The sequence below is a fragment of the Serratia sp. Ae19-1 genome (genome assembly GCF_059801225.1).
Map to the genome: position 1 here is coordinate 285,640 of NZ_JBCHWD010000001.1, position 21,355 is coordinate 306,994.

Here is a 21,355-nt window from a genome sequence, read left to right on the forward strand (position 1 = left end):
TTTTCTATTGCGACAACCGAGGGTTATGGCTTGACCACGACCTTGCCGCCGTCGAACTCCACCACCTGATCGGCGACGATCTTGCAGCGTTTGCGGGTTTCGACCTTGCCGTCGACTTTCACCCGCCCTTCGGCGATGACTTCTTTGGCGGCGCCGCCGCTTTCACACCAGCCCTGGAACTTCAGCAGATCGCACAGTTCGACGTGGGGATGATTGTCCAGATTGAAAATTTCCATACTGCCTTACTTATTTAGGTTGAACGTCGTGATATTCCTCGCAGGCCTGCAAGGTATTTTGGATCAGTGTAGCAACGGTCATCGGGCCAACGCCACCCGGCACCGGGGTGATGTAGGCGGCGCGCTCGCTGGCGGCGTCGAAGTCGACATCGCCCACCACTTTACCGCTTTCCAGGCGGTTGATGCCGACGTCCACCACGATGGCGCCCGGCTTAATCCAGTCGCCCGGAATGAAGCCCGGCTTGCCGACCGCCACCACCAGCAGATCGGCGTTCTCGACGTGATGACGCAGATTTTTGGTGAAGCGGTGGGTGACGGTAGTGGTGCAGCCGGCCAGCAGCAGTTCCATGCTCATCGGGCGGCCGACGATGTTGGACGCGCCGACCACCACGGCATTCAGGCCGTAGGTATCGATGTTATAACGCTCCAGCAGGGTAACGATGCCGCGCGGGGTGCACGGGCGCAGCTTAGGCGCGCGCTGGCACAGGCGGCCGACGTTGTACGGATGGAAGCCGTCGACGTCTTTGTCCGGATGAATGCGTTCCAGCACCTTGACGTTATCAATGCCGGCCGGCAGCGGCAGCTGCACCAGAATGCCGTCGATTTCCTCATCGGCGTTCAGCTGGTCGATCAGCGCCAGCAGTTCGGCCTCACTGGTGGCAGCGGGCAGATCGTAGGAGCGGGAAAGGAAGCCGACTTCATCGCAGGCGCGGCGCTTGCTGGCGACGTAAATTTGCGAAGCCGGGTTCTCGCCGACCAGCACAACCGCCAGCCCTGGGGCGCGTTTGCCGGCCGCCAGACGTTGTTTCACTTGCTCAGCCACTTCGTTTCTAACCTGCTGCGCAATCGTTTTACCATCAATAATCTTTGCTGACATCAGTGTGGAAATCCATCAATTAAGAAAAGCGGGGGATGCCGCTATTCTGGCAGAAGCTGAGCGCGCTGTCAGGCGCAGAATCACCCTCGCCGCCGTTGCCGAGGCCGATTTACGCTTTTTTTATGCCGGCTTCAGGAACCTCTACGCCATTTTTACCTGCATTTGGATACGCTGAGGCCGTTTACAGGGCGAAAGAGGGCAGGATCATGAGAGCGATAACCCGGCTTTATCCGTTGCATCACCAGCCTGACCAGCAACCGGCGGAGCTTAAACACGTAGGGGAAACGGTGTTCGATTCTTCGCTGCATCCGGCGGACAGCGCGCAGCTGATTGCGCTGCATCAGCTTGGCCAACACCCGCTGGCGCCGTCGTGGCGGGCGCGCCTGAGCGCGCTGTGGCGGAAGCTGTGCACATGAACGGCAATACGTTGATGATCTGCGTCTTGCTGCTTGGCTGGGCGCCGTGGAGTCAGGCCTCTTTGAACAGCACGCCCCCCGACGCCGCGCTGGCGGCGAGACTGGCGGCGACCTGCAACACGCAGGCGGTTGAGCATGCCGACTGGAGCGATATCACGGCGGTCGTTCAGTCCGCACGCGTTTGCCTGCAGCGAGACACCGCGCGGCAGCATTCTGAACGCTCGCCGGGCGACACCGCGGTCGGCCTGGTTCAACGCAGCGTTGCCAGGGCCGCCGTGCGGGTGCTGGCGGAAAAAACGCCATAAAGCACGGCCGCCGCCGTAACGTCATGAAAAGGCATTGACTCGCTAACCTCTGACCGTATAATCCCAACCCGCAGCCGCAGGTTGCCGCATCTCAATGCGCCCTTAGCTCAGTTGGATAGAGCAACGGCCTTCTAAGCCGTAGGTCATAGGTTCGAATCCTATAGGGCGTGCCATTAATTATCCCTGATTTTCTCCCCATATTCTTTCCCGCGAAAATTCGATCGCGTAACCCATACTCTCGTTGGCTCGCCGCTGAGCGACATGTTATGTTCGTTCGCTAACTTTCCGTCAGTGGCAGAGTAAAAAATGCAAAGCTTATTCGTTTACGGCACCCTGGGGCCGGGCAGACCCAACGCGCACGTGATGGAGGCTATCGGCGGCAGCTGGGAAGAGGGCAGCGTTGGCGGATCGTTGCTTAACCAAGGCTGGGGCGCCGAGATGGGGTACCCGGGCATCGTGCTGGATAACAGCGGCAATCGGGTGAACGGTTTTCTGTTCCGCTCTGCCAACCTCGTCAATCATTGGCCTGCCCTCGACGCCTTCGAAGGTGACGGTTATGAACGGGTGGCGGTCAGCGTCACCACCGCCGGCGGTGAAACCGTCGATTCGTTTATCTACATGCTGAAAAAATGACCTTTAGCCGCTTCGCCGGCAATTGAACCTTCGTTTAGTTTGTCGCGTTACAATAGGCGAAAATTTCCCCATGGAGCCTATCGTGCGCAAATCCAGATTCTTTCTCGTGACCTTGCTGTGTCTGTGTGCCGCCGCCGTGCTGTACGTCATGGCATACCGGGCGCTGGGGCATTACCTCAGCGACGGCGAGAAGGCCTACCCGGATATCAGCGTTGAAATTCGCTGAGGGCCGGTCGGCGCGGTGGTGATCGCGCCGACTTTTTTGCACTGATTTACCCGCCATTTACCCGCCGTCGGCAATGATGACGCAGCGTCTCCACATTGTGTGGTTCTCTTGGGCGGAATGCGGTTATGTCACTGCAACAGGTTTCGAATGTCTCGTTGAGCAACAACGGCTTAAAGGGCATCGGCTATAAACATTACGCGTTGGCGATCGTGGCGTTTGCGGCGGTCGTGCGGTTTATTTCCTTAACGGACAGGTATTTTTGGTGCGATGAGGCCTCCAGCGTGCTGACCAGCCGCTATGACGTGGGCGCTTTGCTGTACCACGCTTCCTTCGATGTTCACCCGCCGCTGTATTACCTGTTGCTGCATGGCTGGATGGTGCTGTTTGGCGACAGCATCATGGCGGCCCGTTCGCTGAGCCTGGTGCTCGGCGTGGCGACAGTGGCGCTGGCGATGCGCTTTACGCGTTGGCTGGCCAACGAGCGGGCGGCGCTGATAGCGGGCTGGCTGATGGCGATCATGCCGATGGCGGTGCGTTACAGCCAGGAGGCGCGCATGTATGCGCTGATGGGGCTGCTGGCGATCGCCGCCGCCATGGCGTTGGCGAAGTGGCTGAAAACGCCGGATAACCGCCGCTATCTGGCGCTGTATGCGCTGTTGATGACGCTGAGCTTTTATACCCATTACTTCACGATTTTTACCCTGATCGCGCATTGGCTGGTGGTGTTGGCGCTGTCGTGCCGCCGCGAAGGCGAGTGTTATATCAAGCAACCGGCGTGGTGGCTGGCCAATGCGGCGATCGGGGTGGCCTACATTCCCTGGCTGCTGGTGCTGTTCAATCTGCTGGCGCATATCGCCGAGCTGCGGGTCGGCGGCGACGTCGGTTGGATCCCTCAGGTTTCCTGGAGCGATCTGCCGGCGATGTTCTGGCGTTTTCTCACGGGCCATGATGGCAGCAACTATCCCACGATCATTCTCTGGCTGTTGCCGGCGATGTTTGTCGCTTTATGTTCACTGTTGCTGTGGCGGCGCCAGATGCCGAGAAAATACGCTCTGCTGCTGCTCGGCGGCATGCTGATTCCGGTAATGTTGGTATTCGCCATTTCCTGGCGCTCGCCGCTGTTTGTCGATCGCTATCTCTATTCCGCCGCGCTCGGCATTCCGCTGGTGTTGGGTGTGCTGATCGCCGGAACGAAAAACCGGGTGCGCGGGATCTCTTTGCTGCTGTTCTTCAGCCTGCTGTTCGGCTGCGGCGTGCGCAATGATTACCCGGTCGAGAAAGATGAGTTCAAGGTGATGGTGCACTATATCAACAGCCACTATCAGCCTAACGATGCGGTGGTGGTCAGCAACATGTTTAACTACCTGAGCTATGTGTATTACAACAAACAGGGCTATCGCGCCTTGCTGTATACCCCCGCCAGGCCCAACGGCATTTCGGGCAAGCCCAACGCCTATGGCTTCGGCACCTTTTTCCACGATCGGGCGGCGCAGACCTACGTCGATAAGCTCAGCGTTTTATCGAAAACCCACCGCCGAGTCTGGCTGGTCAGCGGCGGGGATTTCAATCAGGACTTCGGCCGTTCGCCGCCGGGGTGGGTCAATACCGGCACCTTCAAGAGCGGCGGTTTCGAATCGCGCCTGTTCGTGGTGCATTGAGCGAAATGTCATATTTCCCATTCGGCGTTACATCTGGCCGAGCAAACTTACGCGGGGATGACAGTTCTATACATTGGGATTGGTACTGTAGCTCTACCCGATGATGTTGTGTGTTATCCATTCCCTGTAGTGTATTACCCCATCCCTGTTAAGTTTATCCCGCCTTGCGCGGGATTTTTTTTATCTGCGCCGGGCGAGATGCAGGCCGCCGCTCATGATGCTGCGGGTGGTCGGCAGGGCGAGAAAATCGTGCGGGAATCCGAGCTCGATGGCGCTGAGATCGTCCAACCGCCGCCAATGTTCTTGCGCCAATGTCACGTTCAATGCACCGAGGTTATCTTCCAGTTGCGCCAGAGTGCGGGCGCCGACGATCGGCGCGGTGACCGTCGGGTGGCGCAGCGTCCAGGCCAGCGCGATTTGCGCTGGGGTATATCCCGTTCCTTGAGCTATCTGGTTGACGGCGTCGGCGATATCGAGATTGCGCGTGTTCAGCATCCCCTTGGCGCGCACGGTTTCACGCCGAGTGCCCGCTTCATCGGGCGACGGCTGCAGATCCTGCCGCCGATATTTGCCGCTGAGTACGCCGCCGGCCAGCGGCGACCATGGGATCACGCCCAGCCCCAATTCTTGCGCCATCGGCATCAGTTCGCGCTCGACGGTGCGTTCCAGCAGGCTGTATTCGATTTGCAGCGCGATCAGCGGCGACCAGCCGCGCAATTCCGCCAGCATTTGCATTCTCGACGCCTGCCAGGCGGGGAGGTCCGATACCGCCACATACAGCACTTTCCCGGCGCGCACCAGGTCGTCCATGGCGCGCATGATCTCTTCCACCGGCGTGGTGAAATCCCAGGCGTGTAAATAGAGCAGGTCGATGTAATCGGTATTGAGCCGTTGCAGGCTGGCTTCAACCGATCGCAGCATGCTTTTGCGATGATTGCCGCCGGAATTGGGGTCGTCCGGCTGCATCGGCAGGGTGTACTTGGTGGCGATCACCAGCCGATCGCGGCGCCCGGCGGCGAATTCCCCGACGAAACGTTCGGCGCTGCCTTCGGTATAGCGGTTGGCGGTATCGATAAAATTGCCGCCGCGTTCGACGTAGACGTCGAACAGCCGGCGGGCTTCAGCCAGCTCGGCTCCCCAACCCCAGTCGGCGCCGAAGGTCATGGTGCCGAGCGCCAGCGGTGAAACGCGCAGGCCGGAGCGGCCCAGCAGGCGATAGTGATCCAGCGACAGTGATGTGTTCATAGGCATTCTCCCGTGTAGATGGCGTTTACGATAGCGCCCGCAGGCTGTTTAAAGAATGCACTATAATCTTCATGGATTATTAAGGAGGATGAGCATAATGAGAGGCAGTGATTTTGCCGAGTTGCGCGCCTTTGCCGCCATCGTCGAACACGGCGGTTTCGCGCGCGCCGCCGCGCATTTGGGCATGTCCGCTTCGGCGCTCAGCCAAACGCTGCGCAACCTGGAGACGCGGCTGGGCGTGCGTTTATTGAATCGCACGACGCGCAGCGTGGCGCCCACCGAAGCCGGCGCGCAGATGCTGGCGCGTTTGTTACCGGCCATGGAGGAGATCGACGCGGCGGTGGCGCAGGCGGTCGCGCGGCGACAAAATCCGTCAGGTCGGTTGCGATTAAACGTTACGCGCGTGGCGGCGCTGCATTATTTGGCGCCATTGATCGCGCCGTTTCATCGGCAATACCCGGATATCGTTCTCGATCTCAGCATTGAAGAGAGGCTGGTGGATATTGTCGCCGGCGGCTTCGATGCCGGTGTGCGGCTGCATGAGAAGCTGGCGAAAGATATGGTGGCGGTCAAGCTGGGCGGGGAGGTGCGGATGCGCGTGGTCGCCTCGCCGGCGTATTTGGCTCGCTACGGCCGACCGCTGACCCCGGAGGATCTGCGGCAGCATCGCTGCTTGAACTACCGCTGGCCGACCAACGGCAATCTGTATCGCTGGGAGTTTGAACGTGACGGTGTGAAGCGGGACATCGCCGTGGAAGGGCCGGTGATCGTCGATGAACCGGAAGTGTTGGTGCGGGCGGCGTTGGATGGCGCCGGCATCGCCTATCTGTTCGAGCAGCAGATCGCCACCGGCTTGGCCGACGGCAGGCTATTGCCGTTGCTCGATGCCTGGACGCTGCCGTTTCCCGGTTTTTATCTGTACTATCCGGCGAACCGCCAAACGCCGCGCCCGCTGCGTGCTTTTATCGATTTTGCCCGTCAATGGGCGGAACAAGGCGCGTAGCGCGATTTTTTTGAATAACACCGTCAGTTTTATTCAGTATTCAGCCGTGGCGCGCTTGATTAGATTGAACGCGAGAGGGGCGCCGCCGGCGCCTCTGAGCAATGAGTGGAGAATTTCTATGGCGAAGACAGTAGTGGTGTTTCATTCCGGCTACGGCCATACCGAGCGTTTGGCGAAAGTGGTGGCGGAAGGGGCCGGGGCGGAACTGATCGCCATCGATCAGGAAGGCGATATCAGCGATGAGGCCTGGCAGGCGCTGGATGAGGCGGACGCCATCATCTTTGGTTCGCCGACCTATATGGGCGGCCCGTCCTGGCAGTTCAAAAAATTCGCCGACGCCAGCTCCAAGGCCTGGTTCGGCCGCAAGTGGCAGGACAAAGTGTTCGGTGGCTTTACCAACAGCGCCAGCCTGAACGGCGACAAGCAGGTGACGCTGATCGCGCTGCAGACGCTGGCTTCGCAACATGGCGGCCTGTGGGTCAGCCTGGGGCTGCTGCCGGCCAACACCAAATCGGCGCAGCGCACCGACGTCAACAACCTGGGCGGTTCGGTGGGGCTGCTGGTGCAAACGCCGGCGGATGCCAGCGTGGATGAGATGCTGTCGGGCGATCTGGCGACCGCCAAGCTCTATGGCCAGCGCGTGGCGGGTTTTGCCGCCAAACTGGCGTAAGGCCTGACCTCGTTCAGAAGGGATTGGGGCGAGGCGAAATCCGCGTCGCGTTCATTTTCTCTGCACAATTGGCGCGTAAGCTGCGAAATGTTATTAGCCTGCTTGGGCTAACACTGCATTTCGTACAAATATTCCCGGTTCCTAGGCCGGGTTTTTTGTTGCTAAGGTCGGCTTAAGCTTTCACCGCTATACTGCGCGACGGCACAGGCAGGCAATGCATGGCTGTGTCGTAACTGTCGATTTGCTGTTGTTCAAGCAAGCCCGCTTCACGCGGGCTTTTTTTGGCTTGTTATTGCACGGGCGGCTCAGTTGCAGGAAAATAACCGCGCAGTTATTCCAATATTATTCAACGACCAATAACCACAGACTTATTAATGTCATTAACGCCTTCACGGGTATATTGCGGTTTTGCGCTATGCTGACAGTTGGGATGGGTATAATTTCCCGGCGGTTTACCGTGGCTGCAACCGATGCCGCATTAGGTTAAGAAAAGTCTGTTAATTAAATGTTAATGTTTTTCATTGTTGATTTGTCTGGCTTTTTTGGTTGAAATCCGGGTTGACTATCCCTCATTGGCCGGGCGAGAGCGTATGCACATTATTATTCTGGTTATTAGCAATATACGGGCGAGGCGATGAACGCCAGAATAAACGCCAGGCATGGCCTGCCGCTTACGGTTCAGCTGATCAATCTTTTCATGCTGGCCTTTTTACTTTCCCTGGTGGGTATTCTTAGCCGGCCGATTGGCTCGCTTTCTTTATTTTGGCCGGTCAACGCGATTCTGCTCGGGCTGCTGCTGCGCAAACCCGTTTACGCTACGCCGCTCGGCTGGCTCACCACTTATCTGGGCATGGTCGCCGCCGATCTCAGTACCGGTGAGGGCTGGTCCCTGGCGCTGTGGCTGAACGCCTGCAACATGTCGCTGATCGCCGTCGGTTACGGCATCATGCTGATGCTGCCGCAATCTCAACGGCGCATGGGCAAACCCCAGGCGATACTCTATATGTTCAGCGCCAGTCTGGCCGGATCGGCAGTGGCGTCGACGCTGTCGGTGCTGCGCAACGACAGCCTGTACAACAATACGGTGGTCGTCGCCTGGTTGGCCTGGTTCAGTGAGCAGTTCTCGACGACGTTGCTGCTGTTGCCGGTGCTGATGGCGGCGCCGCGGTTGAAACAGCTGTTTCGCATGCAGGTGCGTTGGCGCCTGAAAGGCTGCCTGCCGCTATTGGCGCTGCTGCTGTCGCTGGCGTTCAGCGTCTATATCGGCGGGCCGGGCGCCATCGCTTTCCCGATCCCGGCGCTGCTGTGGTGCGCCGTGCGCTATCAGTTGTTCCCCGTGACGCTGCTGACGTTGTTGACCGGCATGACCGAGATCAGCAACATTTCAGCCAACCTGGTGCTGTATGAAACGCCGAACAATCACAACGCCTTCCTCGACACCCTGATGTCCGCCCGCTTGGGCATCGCCATGCTGGTGATGGGGCCGCTGATCCTCGCCAGCTCTATCGCCGCCAATCGCAAGCTGATGCGGCGTCTGGAGCACAGCGCCAACCACGATTTCCTGACCGGGGTGCTGGCGCGCAGCGCGATGACGCGCAAAGCGGGCGAGCTGCTGGAGCACAAGCACCGTTCCAAGGAGGCGGTGTCGTTACTGCTGATCGACATCGACCATTTCAAACAGATCAACGATACGCATGGCCACAGCGCCGGCGATCAGGTGTTGGCGTCGTTCGCGCACATCGTGCGGCGCGAGCTGCGGCACGATCAGCTGTTCGGCCGTTTGGGCGGGGAAGAGTTCGCCATCATGCTGCCGCGCGCGCTGGCGGCGCAGGGCGTGGCGCTGGGGGAACATCTTCGTCGGCTGGTGGAGCAGACGGAGCTGCAGGCGGATGGCAAGCAGACCTTGAAAATCACCATCAGCGTCGGCGTCGCCAGCCTGGCGATGAACGAGGTGAAATCGCTGGAGCAGCTGATGAATATGGCGGATATCGCGCTGTATCGCGCCAAATCGCAGGGGCGGAATCGGGTGGAGTCGTTCAACGTGGTGAACGGCAACAGCGTCGAGCATATTCTGTTCCGTTAAGCTCGACGCTGGGTGAGCAGCGTTTACAGGCTTTTCAGCGCCTTGATGGTCTCATCCATATCGATCTCGTGCTCGGAGAAGGTATGGGTGGTGTTCTGGAAGGTGGTGATGGTCAACATGCGCAGCGTTTGCATGGCCTGCGCTTGATCTTCCGACTGCGGGCGAATGCGGTTCATCAACAAACCGACCGACAGCACGGTGTTCTCCTTATCCACGTCGGCTTTGACCGGTACGTCCTTGGTGAAGGTGTTGAAAGACTTGATGCTGGTGATCTTGATTCTTTCATTGGCGATGATGATGTATTTGCTGGGTGCCAACACTTTGACCGCATAAGCCGACGGACCTTTGGTGTTGTTGGTCGGCTCGAAGGTCACCGCCGCGTTTTTCTTAATCAGCTCCGGGTTTTGCACTTTAATCACGTGAAAATAACGATTTTCTCCGTTCTCGTCGGTAATAAAGCCGAAGCCTTTGTCTTCAAAAAAAGTCGTTATCTTGCCGTTCATCGCTATTCTCACAAAAGGGTTCTATACAGCGCTTATGATAGCGCGGAATGCCTGGCAGCGACAGATTGCGCGCGCGGCATTTAGTCATGCGATAACGGCATTTAGCGGCTTTCCGCCCACATGCTATGTTCATGCTGACTTCATTCACTGCGAAAAGGAATATCGATGGGTATCAAACGTCTCAATCACGCCGTACTGTATGTGAGCGACGTGCGGCAGAGCGCCGACTTTTATCATCAGGTGTTGGGCTTCAAGCTCAAGCCGTCCGACAGCCCCGATAGGGCGGTATTCACCCAGGCCGCCGATTCGGACAACGATCACGATTTGGCGCTGTTCAGCAAGAACCTGGGCCAGCAGCGCGCTGGGGTGTTTCGCGCCAACGGCGAGCCGCCGGCGGAGCATGAGCCAGCGGCCGGGCTGTACCATCTGGCCTGGGAAGTGGACAGCCTGGAAGAGCTGGAGCGTATTCGTCACCAGTTGGCCGAACGCGGTATTCTCGGGTTGGAAGAGGATCACGGCGTGCACAAAAGCATTTACGGCCACGATCCGGACGGGCTGCTGTTCGAGGTGACTTGGTTTATTCCCCCGGCGTTGCTGACCGAAGAGGACAAAAACCAGCAGGATATTCGTCCGCTGGATTTCGCCGCCGAGAAGCGACGTTTCGCCGGCCGGTAAGCGGCCATGCGGGGCGCTGCGGCGCCCCGACCATCACAATACCTTGTTGAGGAAATTGACGGTGCGCGGATGCTGCGGCTGGGCCAGCACCTGCCTGGCGTCGCCTTGCTCGACGATCTGGCCGTCGACCATAAACACCACCCGATCCGCCGCTTCGCGCGCAAAGCCGATTTCATGCGTCACCACCACCAGCGTGACCCCCAGATCGGCCAACCCCTTAATCACATCCAGCACTTCGCCGACCAATTCGGGATCGAGCGCGGAGGTCGGCTCATCGAACAGGATCACCCTCGGGTTCAGCGCCAGCGCGCGGGCGATGGCGATGCGCTGCTGTTGGCCGCCGGAGAGGTGGCGCGGGTAGGCGTCCGCCTTGTGACGCAGCCCGACGGTGTCCAAAAGCTCATAGGCCACCGCCTTCGCCCGCTCGCGGGAATGGATCTTGTGCACCACCGGCGCTTCGATGATGTTTTCCAGCACCGTCAGATGCGGGAACAGATTGAAGTTTTGGAACACATAGCCGACGTTGATGCGTTGCCGCAGAATGGCCTTTTCCTTCAGCTCGTACAGCCGGTTGCCCTTGCGGCGGTAGCCGACGTAGTCGCCGTCGATGCGGATAAAGCCCTCATCGACGCGCTCCAGGTGGTTGATTGCCCGCAACAGCGTCGATTTGCCGGAGCCGGAAGGGCCGAGGATCACGGTCACGGTGCCCGGTTGCAGCGTCAGGCTGACGTCGTCCAGCGCCTTGTGCTTGCCGAAGAACTTGCTGACGTTGCTGATTTCGATCAGGCCGCGTGCCGGCACCGGGGTGAGGTTACGTGTCGGCTGCTCGGACAAGGCGTAATAATCAATAGCTTCAGACATGCGGGGCTCCTAACGTTTTAACCAGCCGGCCAGTTTCTGCCAGGGTGTCGGCGGCAGTTCGCGCACCGCGCCGCGGGCGAAATAGCGCTCGATGTAGTATTGGATCACCGACAGCGCGGTGGTGATGAACAGATACCAGACGGTGGCGACCATCAGCAGCGGTATCACCTGCTGGGTGCGGTTATAGATCACCTGAATGGTGTAAAACAGCTCCGGCAGCGCCAGCACATAAACGATAGAAGTACCTTTCGCCAGGCTGATGATCTCGTTGAAGCCGGTCGGAATAATGGAGCGCAGCGCCTGCGGCAGAATGATGCGGAAGGTGCGGCGGTAACCCGGCAGGCCCAGCGCTGCCGCCGCTTCGTGCTGGCCGTAATCCACGCCCAAAATGCCGCCGCGGATGATCTCGGCGGTGTAGGCGGACTGCACCAGCGTCAGGCCCAGCACCGCCACGGCGAACTGGCCGAGAATGTCGATGGTGGGGAAGCTGGCGAACACCACGGAGGTGAAGGGGATGCCCAGCGAGATGGCGTCGTACAGGTAGGAAAAGTTGTACAGGATGATCAGTACCAGGATCAGCGGCAGCGAGCGAAACAGCCAGATATAGCCCCAGGCCAGCGACGCCAGCAGGTAAGAGCGCGACAGCCGCGCCAGCGCCAGCAAGGTGCCGAACAGAATGCTGAACAGGGTACCGAGCAGCGTCAGCAGCAGAGTTTGCCCCAGCCCGGCCAGCACCGCCGGCGCGAAGAACCACTCGGCGAATACGCCCCATTCCCAGCGCGCGTTGCCCGCCACCGATTGCACGATGGCGGCCAGAATGAACAGCGAAAACAGCGCGCCGATCAGCCGCAGCGGATAGCGGGCGGGCACCACTTTCAAGACTTCTTGTTTGGACATGTCATGTCTCCTGCTACAGATAAAAAAGGGTTAGGCGATTTTCCTTTCCGACGCGCAACAACACGCGTCCTCTGCAATCAGGCTCTTGCGGAACGGCAGGCGGCCGTCGTAGGGAGGGCGGCTGTAAACCTCGCTGTCGACGGCCGGATCGAACTGCGGCTGATAGCCGTTGTTCAGATACAGGCCCACCGCTTCAGGCTGGCGAAAGCCGGTGGTCAGATAGAGCCGGCGATATCCCTGCGCCAGCGCCAGCGCTTCCAATTGCTGCAACACCCGCTGCGCCAGGCCTTGACGGCGCAGATCGCTCCGCGTCCAGATCCGTTTCAGTTCGGCGGTTTGCGCGTCGTAGCGCTTGAAGGCGCCCATGGCGATCGGTGCACCGGCGCGCAGCAGCACGATAAAGGCGCCCTGCGGCGGCGCGTACAGATCCAGCGGTTCCGGTTCCTGGTCACCAAAATAATCGCCGTAACGCTGGCGATATTCACCGAACAGTCCCTCGATCACCGGGGCGATCAGCGGGTCGGTCGGCAGCGTCTGAATGAAGGTGTCTGCTGTCATCGCACGCTCCTAGTCGCCCAGGCCGGGCGGGTTGATTTCCGACTGTGCAAGGCGTTCGACGCTCTCGCCCCAGCGGTTGAGCACCCGATCGTATTGCCCGCCGCGGATCGCGCCGTTCAGCGCTTCGTTCACCGCCTGTACCAGGCCGTTGCCTTTGCGGGTGGTGACGGCGATGTGCGCCGCCTTCGGCCAGCCGCCTTCCACCGTGCCCGCCAGCCGAGTACGGCCATTCAGCGCCGCTTTATAGGCGCCGAGCACGTTCGGCCCAAAGTAGGCGTCGGCCCGGCCGGACTGGATCGCCAGCGTGGCGGCCGCATCATCGGTCACGTAGATCGGTTGGAAGGGTTTGAGCCCCTGCTGCAGGTTCTGTTTATCCCACGCCAGCAGGATCGCTTCCTGATTGGTGCCGGAGCCGACGATGATCTTTAATCCGGCGATATCGGCAGGCTGTTTGATCGTCGCGATCTTGCCGCCGGTTTTGACGTAAAAGCCGAGCGAATCGATGCGGTAGGTGGCGAAATCGAAGCGGGTTTTGCGCTCTTTAGTGACGGTAACGTTGGTGATGGCCGCGTCATACTTGCCGGAGACCACCCCCAGCGGCCAGTCTTCCCACGAGGTTTGCACCACGTTAAGCGTTAGGCCCAGGCTGTCGGCCACCAGCTGCGCGATATCCACTTCGCTGCCGATAAGCCGCCGGTTGTCGGCGGCGAACAGCGCCAGAGGCGGCGTGTTGAGCGCGGCGATCGCGACGGTGAACTGTCCCGGGTTTACGAAGTGGAAATCGGCCGGCAGTTTGGCGATCGCCTGCGGGTTTTTCGGCACGTGGATTGGGGTTTCATTGGCCTGCAAATCGATGCCGGTGCCCGCCTGCGCGGCGCCGGTCAGGCTCAACAAGGCCGCCACGAGGGCGGCGGTAACGGTTTTCTGCATAGCGGGTATCCCTGAAAGCGATCTTATTATTGGGTGAATCTGTTCAATGGGCGTTTCAGGCCCAGGTGTTCGCGCAGCGTGTCGCCGCGGTACGCTTGGCGGAACAGGCCGCGCCGCTGCAGGACGGGCACCACCCGATCGACGAAGTGACCGAAAGCGTTGGGCGTACCGCCGCTGATGATGAAGCCATCGGCGGCTTCGCTGTCGAACCAGCGCTGCAGACCGTCGGCCACCGCTTCCGGCGTGCCGCTGAACACCGGGCGCGGCGAGGCGGCTTCCAGCGCCACCTGGCGCAGCGTGAGGTTACGCTCACGGGCGTTGCGCTTGATCGCGTCGGTGGTGCTGCGGAAGCTGTTTTGCCCCAAATCGCCGATGTCCGGGAACGGGGCATCCAGCGGATGGCGAGCGAAGTCGTAATGTTCGAAGTAGCGGCCAAGATAGTTGAGGGCGTTTTCGATGCTGACCAGGCGAGCGGTCTCCTGATACTGGCGCTCGACGTCCGCGTCGTCGTCGCCGACGATCACGCTGACGCCCTGGAAGATACGCAGATCGTCCGGTTCGCGCCCTTGTTCCACCAGTTGCCGTTTCACGTCCTGATAGAAATCCTGCGCCTGTTCCAGCGTGTCGTGATGGGTGAAAATCGCATCGGCGTGCCTGGCCGCCAGGCGTTTGCCGTCTTCAGAAGCGCCGGCCTGGAACAGAATCGGGCGGCCTTGCGGCGTGCGGCCGATGTTCAGCGGCCCTTGTACCGAGAAGAACTCACCCTGGTGGTTGAGGGTGTGCAGTTTCCCGGCGCGAAAGAATTCGCCGCTGGCTTTGTTGCGCACGAAGGCGTCCTCTTCCCAGGAGTCCCACAGTCCTTTGGCGACGTCAAGAAACTCATCGGCGATGCGGTAACGCAGGCTGTGTTCCGGGTGTTCGGCGCGCGAGAAGTTTTTGGCTGAGCCTTCCAACGGCGAGGTCACCACGTTCCAGCCGGCGCGGCCGTTGCTCAGGTGATCGAGGCTGGCGAACTGACGGGCGACGGTGAACGGATCGCTGTAGGAGGTGGAGAGGGTGCCCACCAGGCCAATTTTGTCGGTGGCGGCGGACAGCGCGGCCAATAGGGTCAACGGTTCGAAGCGATTAAGAAAATGCGGAATGGATTTTTCGTTGATATATAAGCCATCGGCGACAAACACGAAATCGAATTTTCCCTGCTCGGCTTTTTTCGCCGTGGCGATATTAAATTCGAGGTTGATGCTGGCGTCGGCGGTGGCGTCCGGGTGGCGCCAGGCGGACATATTTCCCGACGCGCCATGCAGAATGGCGCCCAGCCGTAATTGTCGTTGATTATTCGCGCTGTTGCTCATCGTGATTATCCCATCATGCGCCGCAGAGGCGCGCAGTGTCTGATGGAACCACTATTGATGAGCAGCGGCGGGATGTAAAACAACAAAACAGCATATTCAAATGTTGAAAACGGCAAATATCACGGTAGGCGAAAATAATAATCCCCGGCGCGGCATCAGCAGCGTCGGGGAAATAATATTTGTTGTTATTCAGGCGTTGCTGAGGGCTTTTTCCGGCGCGGTGGTTAATTGTTGCAGCGTGCGTTCCGCCAGCAGCGTGAAATATTGCGCCGCCGGGAACAGAGCGCGTTCATCGGGATTGAAACGCGGATGATGCAAGCCGAACTCGCTGGCGGATCCGATGCTGACAAACACGCCTGGAACATGGTGCAGATAAAGCGCGAAATCTTCGCCGCCCATCTGCAGTTCCGCCTCTTCAACCCGGTAACCGGCCTCGGCGGCGACGGTTTTGCTGAATGCCGCCCAATGCGCGTCGTTGATCACCGCCGGCGGCCCCGGCTGCCAGTGCAGTTCAGCCTGGGCACCCAGCGCGGCGGCGACGCCGTCGATCACCTGACGAATCTTGTCCGGCACCTGGCGGCGCACCGCGTCGCTGTGGGTGCGCACCGTGCCTTCCAGCTCCACGGTTTGCGGCAGTACGTTCCAGGTATTGCCGCCTTCGATGCGCGTCACGCTCACCACCAGCGATTCCAGCGAGCTGAAGCTGCGGCTGGGCAGCGTCTGCAGCGCGCCGACGATCTGGCTGGCGGTGACGATGGTGTCGACGCCCTGTTCCGGTTTGGCGGCGTGGGCGCCTTTGCCGGTAATCTGGATCTGGAAACGATCGACGTTGGCGTAAAACGGCCCGGCGCGGGTGGCGAAGGTGCCGGTGGGCAGTTCCGGCGCATTGTGCAGGCCAAACACCGCCGCGACGTTATCCAGCGCGCCGGCGTCGATCAGGTGCCGGGCGCCGTTGAAGGTCTCTTCCGCCGGCTGGAAGAAGATGCGCACCGTGCCGGGTAGCTCGGCCTCGCGCGCTTTCAGCAGGTGTGCGGCGCCGAGCATCACCGAAGTGTGAAAGTCGTGGCCGCAGGCGTGCATCACGCCGCGGTTTTGCGAACTGAAGGGCACATCGGCGATCTCGTCGATCGGCAGCGCGTCAATGTCGCCGCGCAGCGCGATGATCGGCCCTTTGCCGCTGCCGATCTCCGCCACGACGCCGGTTTTCAGCGCCAACGGCAGCAGGCGAATGCCCGCCTCTTGCAGCCAGCGAGTCAGCCGGGCGGTGGTGGCGAATTCGTGATTGGAAAGCTCGGGGTTTTGGTGCAGCTCACGCCGATAGGCGATAATTTTGTCTGCCAACTGGCTGGTCATAGGCTTGGCTCACAGTGGGAAATAAACCTTAACCCTAGTGCAGCGGGCGCCGAAGCAAAAAGACCATCTGGTTATATTTCATAGCGATTGCGTCTGCACGGGGGCGTCAACGATGGCGAAATGGGCAAGTTTGGGCGTTCGCTCGTTGTTTGCCGGCGCCTGAAGAGGATTGACCTGAAACGGTAACTTATCGCAACCGGTGCAATCAATTTACACCGGGCAACACGGATTTTTTCACTCTTTATCGGATTTCTGTGATCGCGGTGGTGGACAAAATCCTGCCTGCTTGCTGTACTGTGATCGACACAGGTTTTGTGTCTTTCATTCACGTTAAAGGTAAGTTTGATGTCTAAGATTAAAGGTAGCGTTAAGTGGTTTAATGAATCCAAAGGCTTCGGTTTCATTACTCCGGAAGATGGTAGCAAGGACGTTTTCGTTCACTTCTCTGCCATCGTTAGCAACGGTTTCAAAACGCTTGCTGAAGGCCAGCGTGTAGAATTTGAAATCACGAACGGTGCCAAAGGCCCATCTGCCGCTAACGTTACTGCTATCTAAGCTGCGTAGCTGAATTTCTTAAAACCCGCTCATTGAGCGGGTTTTTTATTGGACGCATTATGCTTCGCTGCGGCGGGCCAACAGGCTGAACAGCAGGATGGCGACGGCGTAGCAGCCGACGATGGTCAGCGCCATCGACAGGCTCGAGGTGCCGCCCAGCCCGGTGAGCGGCACGGCGCAGGCGCCGAGCGCGAACATGCACACGCCGATCAAGGCTGAGGCGCTGCCCGCTTTGTCACCCTGGCTTTGCATCGCCAGCGAAGAGGCGGTCGGGCCGACGATGCCGATCACCGCCACCGAGAAGAACAGCGGCACCAGCAGCAATACCAGCGGCGCGTGCAGCGCGGCGGCCAACAGCAGCAACAGCGACGCGACGGCTGCCAGCGTCAGCCCGCTCTTCAACACCCGGCGCTCACCCCAACGAGAACTGAGGCGGCTGGCCAGCTGCGCCGCAATGATCAGCCCGACGCCGTTAATGGCGAAGCACAGGCTGAACATCTGCGGGCTGAGGCCGTAGATCTGCTGCAAGACGAAAGGCGAGGCGCCGATATAGGCGAACATGCCGGCCATCACGAAGCCCTGCGTCAGGCACAGCCCCATGAAATAGCGCTGGGTCAACAGACTGCCCAGCGACATCAGCATCGCCAGGATGCCGCCCTGGCTGCGGCGCTCGACCGGCAGGGATTCGCGTAGCTTCAGCGCCGACAGGCTGAACAGCAGCACCGCGATGGCCGCCAGCACGCCGAAGATGCCGCGCCAGTTCATCACCTGCAGCATGACGCCGCCCAGCACCGGCGCGACGATCGGCGCCAGGCCGTTGACCAGCATCAGCAAGGCGAAGAAGCGGGTCAGCTCATGCCCGGCATACAGATCGCGGGCGATGGCGCGGGAAATCACCGCCCCACCGGCGCCGGCGATGCCCTGCAGCAGACGGGCGATCAGCAACTGGTCGATGGTGGGCGCCAGCGCACACCACAGCGAAGCGCCCAGCAGCAGGATCAGCGACAGCAGCAGCGGGCGCATGCGGCCCAGTTTGTCGCTGTAAGGGCCGAAAATCAGCTGGCCGACGCCCAGACCGAGCAGCCCGGTGGTCAGACTGAGCTGCGCGGCGGCGGTGGAGGTATTCAGCTCGCCTGCCATCTCCGGCAGGGCGGGCAGGTAGAGATCGGTGCACAGCGGCCCCAGCGCGGCCAACAGGCCAAGCACGACGGCGTACACCAGACGTTGTCTGGCTAAGTGTTTGGTCATGAGAGATTAGGATTTCCTGAACAGATGAGAAATGGCCTGCTGATACAGATCGCGCAGCAGGGACGCATCGGCTTTTTGCGTGGTAAGGATCCGGTAACCGGTGCCTTCGCTCATGACGGCGATAAACTCCACCCGCGCGGCGATCTCTTCCGCGCTGAAATGGGGATACAGCCGCTGCAGGTTGTGGCACACGTGGCGAAACAGCCGCGCTTCAGCGTCGCTGAGCATTTTGGCCACCACCGGATTGCGCGTGGCCTCGGCGGTCACTTCCAGCATCAGCATGTGGTCGGTTTCGCTCTCGCCCGGTTGCTGGAACAGCGTGCGCGCCGCCAGCACGCCGGCGATCAGATTGATGTGATCGCCAAGGTTTTCCAAGCGCTGCATCTTGTTGGCGATGATGCGGTTGACGATCTCCTCGATAATCGCGTCTTTATTGGCGAAATAGCGATAGATTTGGCCGACGCTGAGCTGTGAGCCCTGGGCGATTTCCGCCATGCTGGCGGCGTGGAAACCGTGGCGGCGGAAGCTGATTTTCGCCGCTTCGACGATCTGATCGCGGCGCGCCTGCACCTTGGCCTGTTTAGTGTCGTTGGGGGAGAGCATCTGCCCGATCCTTTGCTACGCGTGAGCCGGGTTCACATTTTTGGGTGTGAACGTTCATTCTCAATTGTAGTGCAACCGACGGGAAGGGTGCAAGATGAACGCGTGCTGCGGGAAAAGGCGTTTAAGCGAACAGGTAAGATTTGATAAAGGCGGCGACGATCAGCAGGCACAGCGCAACGGCGATCGCTTCGGCGGCGGTTTTCGGCAGGCTAAACATAGCGGTTTCTCATCCAGTCAGGGGTACTGGATGAGATTATGCGCATGCAAGATTAAGGAAACATTAAGGACTTAGCGCCCGTTGACCCACATGACCAGCATGAAAGCCAGCAGCGTCATCGCCAGCGAACCGGCCAGATTGAGCAGCATATTGGCCAATGCCCAGCCGAAGCGGCCATCCTGCATCAGGTACACCACCTCCAGCGAAAAGGTAGAGAAGGTGGTCAAGCCGCCGCAAAACCCGGTGGTGATCAGCAATTTCCAGGTGGGATCAAGGTGCGTCATGCGGGTGAAAATCGCCATCGCCAGGCCGATGATAAAACCGCCGACCAGATTGACCATCAGCGTACCGAGCGGAATGTGGGCGTTCAACGGATTCATTTTCATGCTTACCGCCCAGCGCAGTACGCTGCCGACGCCGCCGCCGATAAATACGGCCAGTAAAGAGCTCAACATGGGGCAACTACCTTTCAATCAGAGAAATTCACGGGACTCGGAAAGGGACAGGCGTAACGCTACTCGCCTCTCTCCGAGAGGTTACGTAGACATCATCAGCCTGTGAAGGCGGTTAGGGAGGAATGTCATCTCCAGCGTGCCGCACGGCCTTTTTTGCCGTACCCGTTGGATGTTACACCTAAAGCCGCCTATTTTGTAGTATCGACACTCTGCGAGGTAAAACGGATGGAAATCAGAACGGCGCGTCTGAGCGACCGACATGCTATCGCCGAATTAATGACGGCGCTGGATTATCCCGGCACCGAGGCGTTTCTGACGCAGCGAATGCAGCAACTGTTGGCGCATCCGGATGAGGCGCTGCTGGTGGCGGTGGAGGAGGAGCAAGTGCTGGGCGTGTTGTCGCTGCATTTTCTGCCTCAGCTGGCGTTGGCCGGCGATATTGCCCGCATCAGCTATTTTTGCGTCGACGATCGGGCGCGCGGCACGGGCGTAGGGCGGTTGCTGTTGGCGGAGGGCGAGGCGCTGGCGCACCGTCGCGGCTGCGATCGGTTGGAAGTTCATTGCCACAGCCGCCGCGAGCGGGCCCATGCGTTTTATCGGCGCGAAGGCTTTGTCGAAGCGCCAAAGTATTTTGCCAAGCTATTAAGTCAGTAAGCTAGCCACCCGTCGGCGTCGCCGTTTCCAGCCGGTTGCGGCCGTTTTGCTTCGCCCGGTAGAGCGCGCCGTCGGCGGCTTTCAGCCAGTCCAGATAACCGCCCAACTCAGGGTGGTAGTTGGCGATGCCTGCGCTGATCTGCAGCCGTAGCTGCGGCGCCTCTTTGAAGCTGACGGCGTCCAGCCGTTGCTGAATGCGCTGCAGGACGGTTGTCGCCTGTTCGGCGTTGGTGTTCGGCAGTACCGCGCCAAATTCGTCCCCGCCGTAACGCCCGACGATATCCACGTTGCGTAAGCCGATCAGCAGCTCTTCCGCCAGCGCCGCCAGGGCTTCGTCCCCCAGCGCATGGCCGAAGGTGTCGTTGATGGTTTTGAAGCGATCGATGTCCATCAGAATCAGCGTGGCGCTGTCCTGATAGCGGCGGCAGCTGTCAAACTGGCGATGCAGCAGATGCTCCCAGTGGCGGCGATTGTACAAACCGGTCAGCCCATCGCGGGTGCTGATGCGCTGCAGCTCCTGTTTCTTTTCCGCCAGCCGCTTGGCGGTGCGGTAGGTCACCAATCCAAGCAGCGTCGGATACAGATAGATCATTGGCAGGCACAGATAGATTTGCAGCGGGGTGCTTTGCGGGTGAAACGGGAAACCGAGCAGCGCGCCGGCGATCGCCGCGGCGGCCAGCTGAATCATCAATCCTTTCACAAACAGCGTTTTGCCGGCCGAGGCGATGTTGTTCATGCTCATCATCGACAGGATGACAATCGCAGGCAGCGCATTGAACGCCATCATCGCCGCCCAGACGCCGCCGAAGGCGGAGTCGATCAACAGGTTACGAATTTCGGCTTTGAACGGATCTTTGGCGCGGCAGGCCAGGCGGTAGGCGAGATGCGGCCAGAGAAAGCCGTGAAAGGCCAGCAAGAGCCAGACTGCCGTTGGCGGAGCCAGCGGGTAGAGCGCGGCGCAGACGCAGATAAAGCCAAGTCCCAAACCGGCCACGCGGGGCAGATAGGTGCGTTTGGCGAAGCTGAGGCCGGATTTTCGGGCATCGAAAATGGGTGGGGCAATATACATCCGGCATCTCCCTGATGAGTATCACAGCAGCGTATCATGCGGGTGATAAACTAAGAATAGTCTGGTATTCACG

At 59.9% G+C, this 21,355-nt stretch carries 25 protein-coding genes, 1 tRNA gene and 1 riboswitch; of the genes, 12 read left to right on the top strand and 14 right to left on the bottom strand.

The window, feature by feature from the left end; genetic code table 11:
• Positions 1–23 precede the first annotated feature (23 nt).
• Positions 24–236 carry a ribosome-associated protein YbcJ gene (gene ybcJ, locus AAIE04_RS01375; RefSeq protein ID WP_019454114.1) on the bottom strand — a complete coding sequence of 71 codons (213 nt, stop codon included), beginning with the start codon at positions 234–236 and terminating at the stop codon, positions 24–26.
• A 10-nt stretch (positions 237–246) separates the two neighbouring features.
• The gene (gene folD / locus AAIE04_RS01380; RefSeq protein WP_004940177.1) at positions 247–1,113 is read right to left on the bottom strand and encodes a bifunctional methylenetetrahydrofolate dehydrogenase/methenyltetrahydrofolate cyclohydrolase FolD; all 867 of its coding nucleotides are present in this window, start codon (positions 1,111–1,113) and stop codon (positions 247–249) included.
• A 206-nt stretch (positions 1,114–1,319) separates the two neighbouring features.
• Here folD and AAIE04_RS01385 point away from each other — a divergent pair, with 206 nt between their 5' ends.
• The 6 genes from AAIE04_RS01385 to AAIE04_RS01410 all read left to right on the top strand — a co-directional run bounded on the left by AAIE04_RS01385 (position 1,320) and on the right by AAIE04_RS01410 (position 4,351).
• Entirely contained in the window at positions 1,320–1,529 is a 210-nt protein-coding gene (locus AAIE04_RS01385) for a hypothetical protein (protein ID WP_498576366.1), read from the top strand.
• Entirely contained in the window at positions 1,526–1,834 is a 309-nt protein-coding gene (locus tag AAIE04_RS01390; protein WP_063918876.1) for a hypothetical protein, read from the top strand. Before AAIE04_RS01385 ends, AAIE04_RS01390 begins: the two co-directional genes overlap by 4 nt.
• A gap of 96 nt (positions 1,835–1,930) precedes the next feature.
• Positions 1,931–2,007, top strand: a tRNA-Arg gene (locus AAIE04_RS01395).
• A 133-nt stretch (positions 2,008–2,140) separates the two neighbouring features.
• Entirely contained in the window at positions 2,141–2,467 is a 327-nt protein-coding gene (locus AAIE04_RS01400) for a gamma-glutamylcyclotransferase family protein (protein WP_025160048.1), read from the top strand.
• Between the two features lie 82 nt (positions 2,468–2,549).
• Positions 2,550–2,693: a hypothetical protein gene (locus tag AAIE04_RS01405; protein WP_015376917.1), complete on the top strand. Its 144-nt coding sequence runs from the start codon at positions 2,550–2,552 to the stop codon at positions 2,691–2,693.
• Between the two features lie 125 nt (positions 2,694–2,818).
• Positions 2,819–4,351, top strand: coding sequence for a glycosyltransferase family 39 protein (locus AAIE04_RS01410; RefSeq protein ID WP_063918877.1), 1,533 nt, complete (start codon positions 2,819–2,821; stop codon positions 4,349–4,351).
• A gap of 180 nt (positions 4,352–4,531) precedes the next feature.
• On the opposite strand, the gene AAIE04_RS01415 is transcribed toward AAIE04_RS01410, so the two are convergent.
• Positions 4,532–5,596: an aldo/keto reductase gene (locus AAIE04_RS01415; RefSeq protein ID WP_019454107.1), complete on the bottom strand. Its 1,065-nt coding sequence runs from the start codon at positions 5,594–5,596 to the stop codon at positions 4,532–4,534.
• Positions 5,597–5,693: 97 nt separating this feature from the next.
• Between AAIE04_RS01415 and AAIE04_RS01420 the strand changes: the two genes are divergently transcribed.
• The 3 genes from AAIE04_RS01420 to AAIE04_RS01430 all read left to right on the top strand — a co-directional run bounded on the left by AAIE04_RS01420 (position 5,694) and on the right by AAIE04_RS01430 (position 9,352).
• Positions 5,694–6,599 carry a LysR family transcriptional regulator gene (locus AAIE04_RS01420; protein ID WP_498576367.1) on the top strand — a complete coding sequence of 302 codons (906 nt, stop codon included), beginning with the start codon at positions 5,694–5,696 and terminating at the stop codon, positions 6,597–6,599.
• A gap of 118 nt (positions 6,600–6,717) precedes the next feature.
• On the top strand, positions 6,718–7,269 hold the full coding sequence (locus AAIE04_RS01425) for a flavodoxin family protein (protein ID WP_019454105.1): 552 nt from the start codon (positions 6,718–6,720) through the stop codon (positions 7,267–7,269).
• A gap of 634 nt (positions 7,270–7,903) precedes the next feature.
• Entirely contained in the window at positions 7,904–9,352 is a 1,449-nt protein-coding gene (locus tag AAIE04_RS01430; protein ID WP_309530973.1) for a GGDEF domain-containing protein, read from the top strand.
• 23 nt (positions 9,353–9,375) lie between these two features.
• Here AAIE04_RS01430 and AAIE04_RS01435 read toward each other — a convergent pair whose 3' ends face one another.
• Entirely contained in the window at positions 9,376–9,855 is a 480-nt protein-coding gene (locus AAIE04_RS01435) for a cold-shock protein (protein WP_019454102.1), read from the bottom strand.
• Between the two features lie 165 nt (positions 9,856–10,020).
• Between AAIE04_RS01435 and AAIE04_RS01440 the strand changes: the two genes are divergently transcribed.
• Positions 10,021–10,530, top strand: a complete 510-nt coding sequence (locus tag AAIE04_RS01440; RefSeq protein ID WP_019454101.1) for a VOC family protein — start codon at positions 10,021–10,023, stop codon at positions 10,528–10,530.
• A 33-nt stretch (positions 10,531–10,563) separates the two neighbouring features.
• Here AAIE04_RS01440 and AAIE04_RS01445 read toward each other — a convergent pair whose 3' ends face one another.
• The 6 genes from AAIE04_RS01445 to AAIE04_RS01470 form a co-directional block, all read right to left on the bottom strand.
• Positions 10,564–11,391, bottom strand: coding sequence for an amino acid ABC transporter ATP-binding protein (locus AAIE04_RS01445; RefSeq protein ID WP_498576368.1), 828 nt, complete (start codon positions 11,389–11,391; stop codon positions 10,564–10,566).
• Positions 11,392–11,400: 9 nt separating this feature from the next.
• Entirely contained in the window at positions 11,401–12,288 is an 888-nt protein-coding gene (locus tag AAIE04_RS01450) for an amino acid ABC transporter permease (RefSeq protein ID WP_019454099.1), read from the bottom strand.
• A 30-nt stretch (positions 12,289–12,318) separates the two neighbouring features.
• The gene (locus AAIE04_RS01455) at positions 12,319–12,846 is read right to left on the bottom strand and encodes a GNAT family N-acetyltransferase (RefSeq protein ID WP_154747757.1); all 528 of its coding nucleotides are present in this window, start codon (positions 12,844–12,846) and stop codon (positions 12,319–12,321) included.
• 9 nt (positions 12,847–12,855) lie between these two features.
• Positions 12,856–13,776, bottom strand: a complete 921-nt coding sequence (locus AAIE04_RS01460; RefSeq protein ID WP_498576369.1) for an ABC transporter substrate-binding protein — start codon at positions 13,774–13,776, stop codon at positions 12,856–12,858.
• 26 nt (positions 13,777–13,802) lie between these two features.
• On the bottom strand, positions 13,803–15,128 hold the full coding sequence (locus AAIE04_RS01465) for an LLM class flavin-dependent oxidoreductase (protein WP_309530974.1): 1,326 nt from the start codon (positions 15,126–15,128) through the stop codon (positions 13,803–13,805).
• A gap of 189 nt (positions 15,129–15,317) precedes the next feature.
• On the bottom strand, positions 15,318–16,481 hold the full coding sequence (locus AAIE04_RS01470; protein WP_498576370.1) for a M20 peptidase aminoacylase family protein: 1,164 nt from the start codon (positions 16,479–16,481) through the stop codon (positions 15,318–15,320).
• Between the two features lie 345 nt (positions 16,482–16,826).
• Between AAIE04_RS01470 and cspE the strand changes: the two genes are divergently transcribed.
• A complete protein-coding gene (gene cspE, locus AAIE04_RS01475) occupies positions 16,827–17,036 on the top strand; it encodes a transcription antiterminator/RNA stability regulator CspE (RefSeq protein ID WP_004940030.1) in 210 nt (69 codons plus the stop codon).
• Between the two features lie 57 nt (positions 17,037–17,093).
• Here cspE and AAIE04_RS01480 read toward each other — a convergent pair whose 3' ends face one another.
• From AAIE04_RS01480 to crcB, 3 genes are all read right to left on the bottom strand, one after another.
• A complete protein-coding gene (locus AAIE04_RS01480) occupies positions 17,094–18,284 on the bottom strand; it encodes a multidrug effflux MFS transporter (protein WP_019454094.1) in 1,191 nt (396 codons plus the stop codon).
• A 6-nt stretch (positions 18,285–18,290) separates the two neighbouring features.
• On the bottom strand, positions 18,291–18,887 hold the full coding sequence (locus AAIE04_RS01485) for a TetR/AcrR family transcriptional regulator (protein WP_063918885.1): 597 nt from the start codon (positions 18,885–18,887) through the stop codon (positions 18,291–18,293).
• Positions 18,888–19,175: 288 nt separating this feature from the next.
• Positions 19,176–19,559 (bottom strand): fluoride efflux transporter CrcB, encoded by a 384-nt coding sequence (crcB, locus tag AAIE04_RS01490; protein ID WP_019454092.1) that lies wholly within the window; start codon positions 19,557–19,559, stop codon positions 19,176–19,178.
• 79 nt (positions 19,560–19,638) lie between these two features.
• A riboswitch (Fluoride riboswitch) is annotated at positions 19,639–19,701 on the bottom strand.
• A gap of 83 nt (positions 19,702–19,784) precedes the next feature.
• On the opposite strand from crcB, the gene AAIE04_RS01495 reads away from it, so the two are divergent.
• Complete coding sequence (locus AAIE04_RS01495) at positions 19,785–20,213, top strand: GNAT family N-acetyltransferase (protein ID WP_154747754.1); 429 nt, start codon at positions 19,785–19,787, stop codon at positions 20,211–20,213.
• A gap of 1 nt (position 20,214) precedes the next feature.
• Here AAIE04_RS01495 and AAIE04_RS01500 read toward each other — a convergent pair whose 3' ends face one another.
• Entirely contained in the window at positions 20,215–21,282 is a 1,068-nt protein-coding gene (locus AAIE04_RS01500; protein WP_019454090.1) for a diguanylate cyclase, read from the bottom strand.
• Between the last annotated feature and the right edge of the window lie 73 nt (positions 21,283–21,355).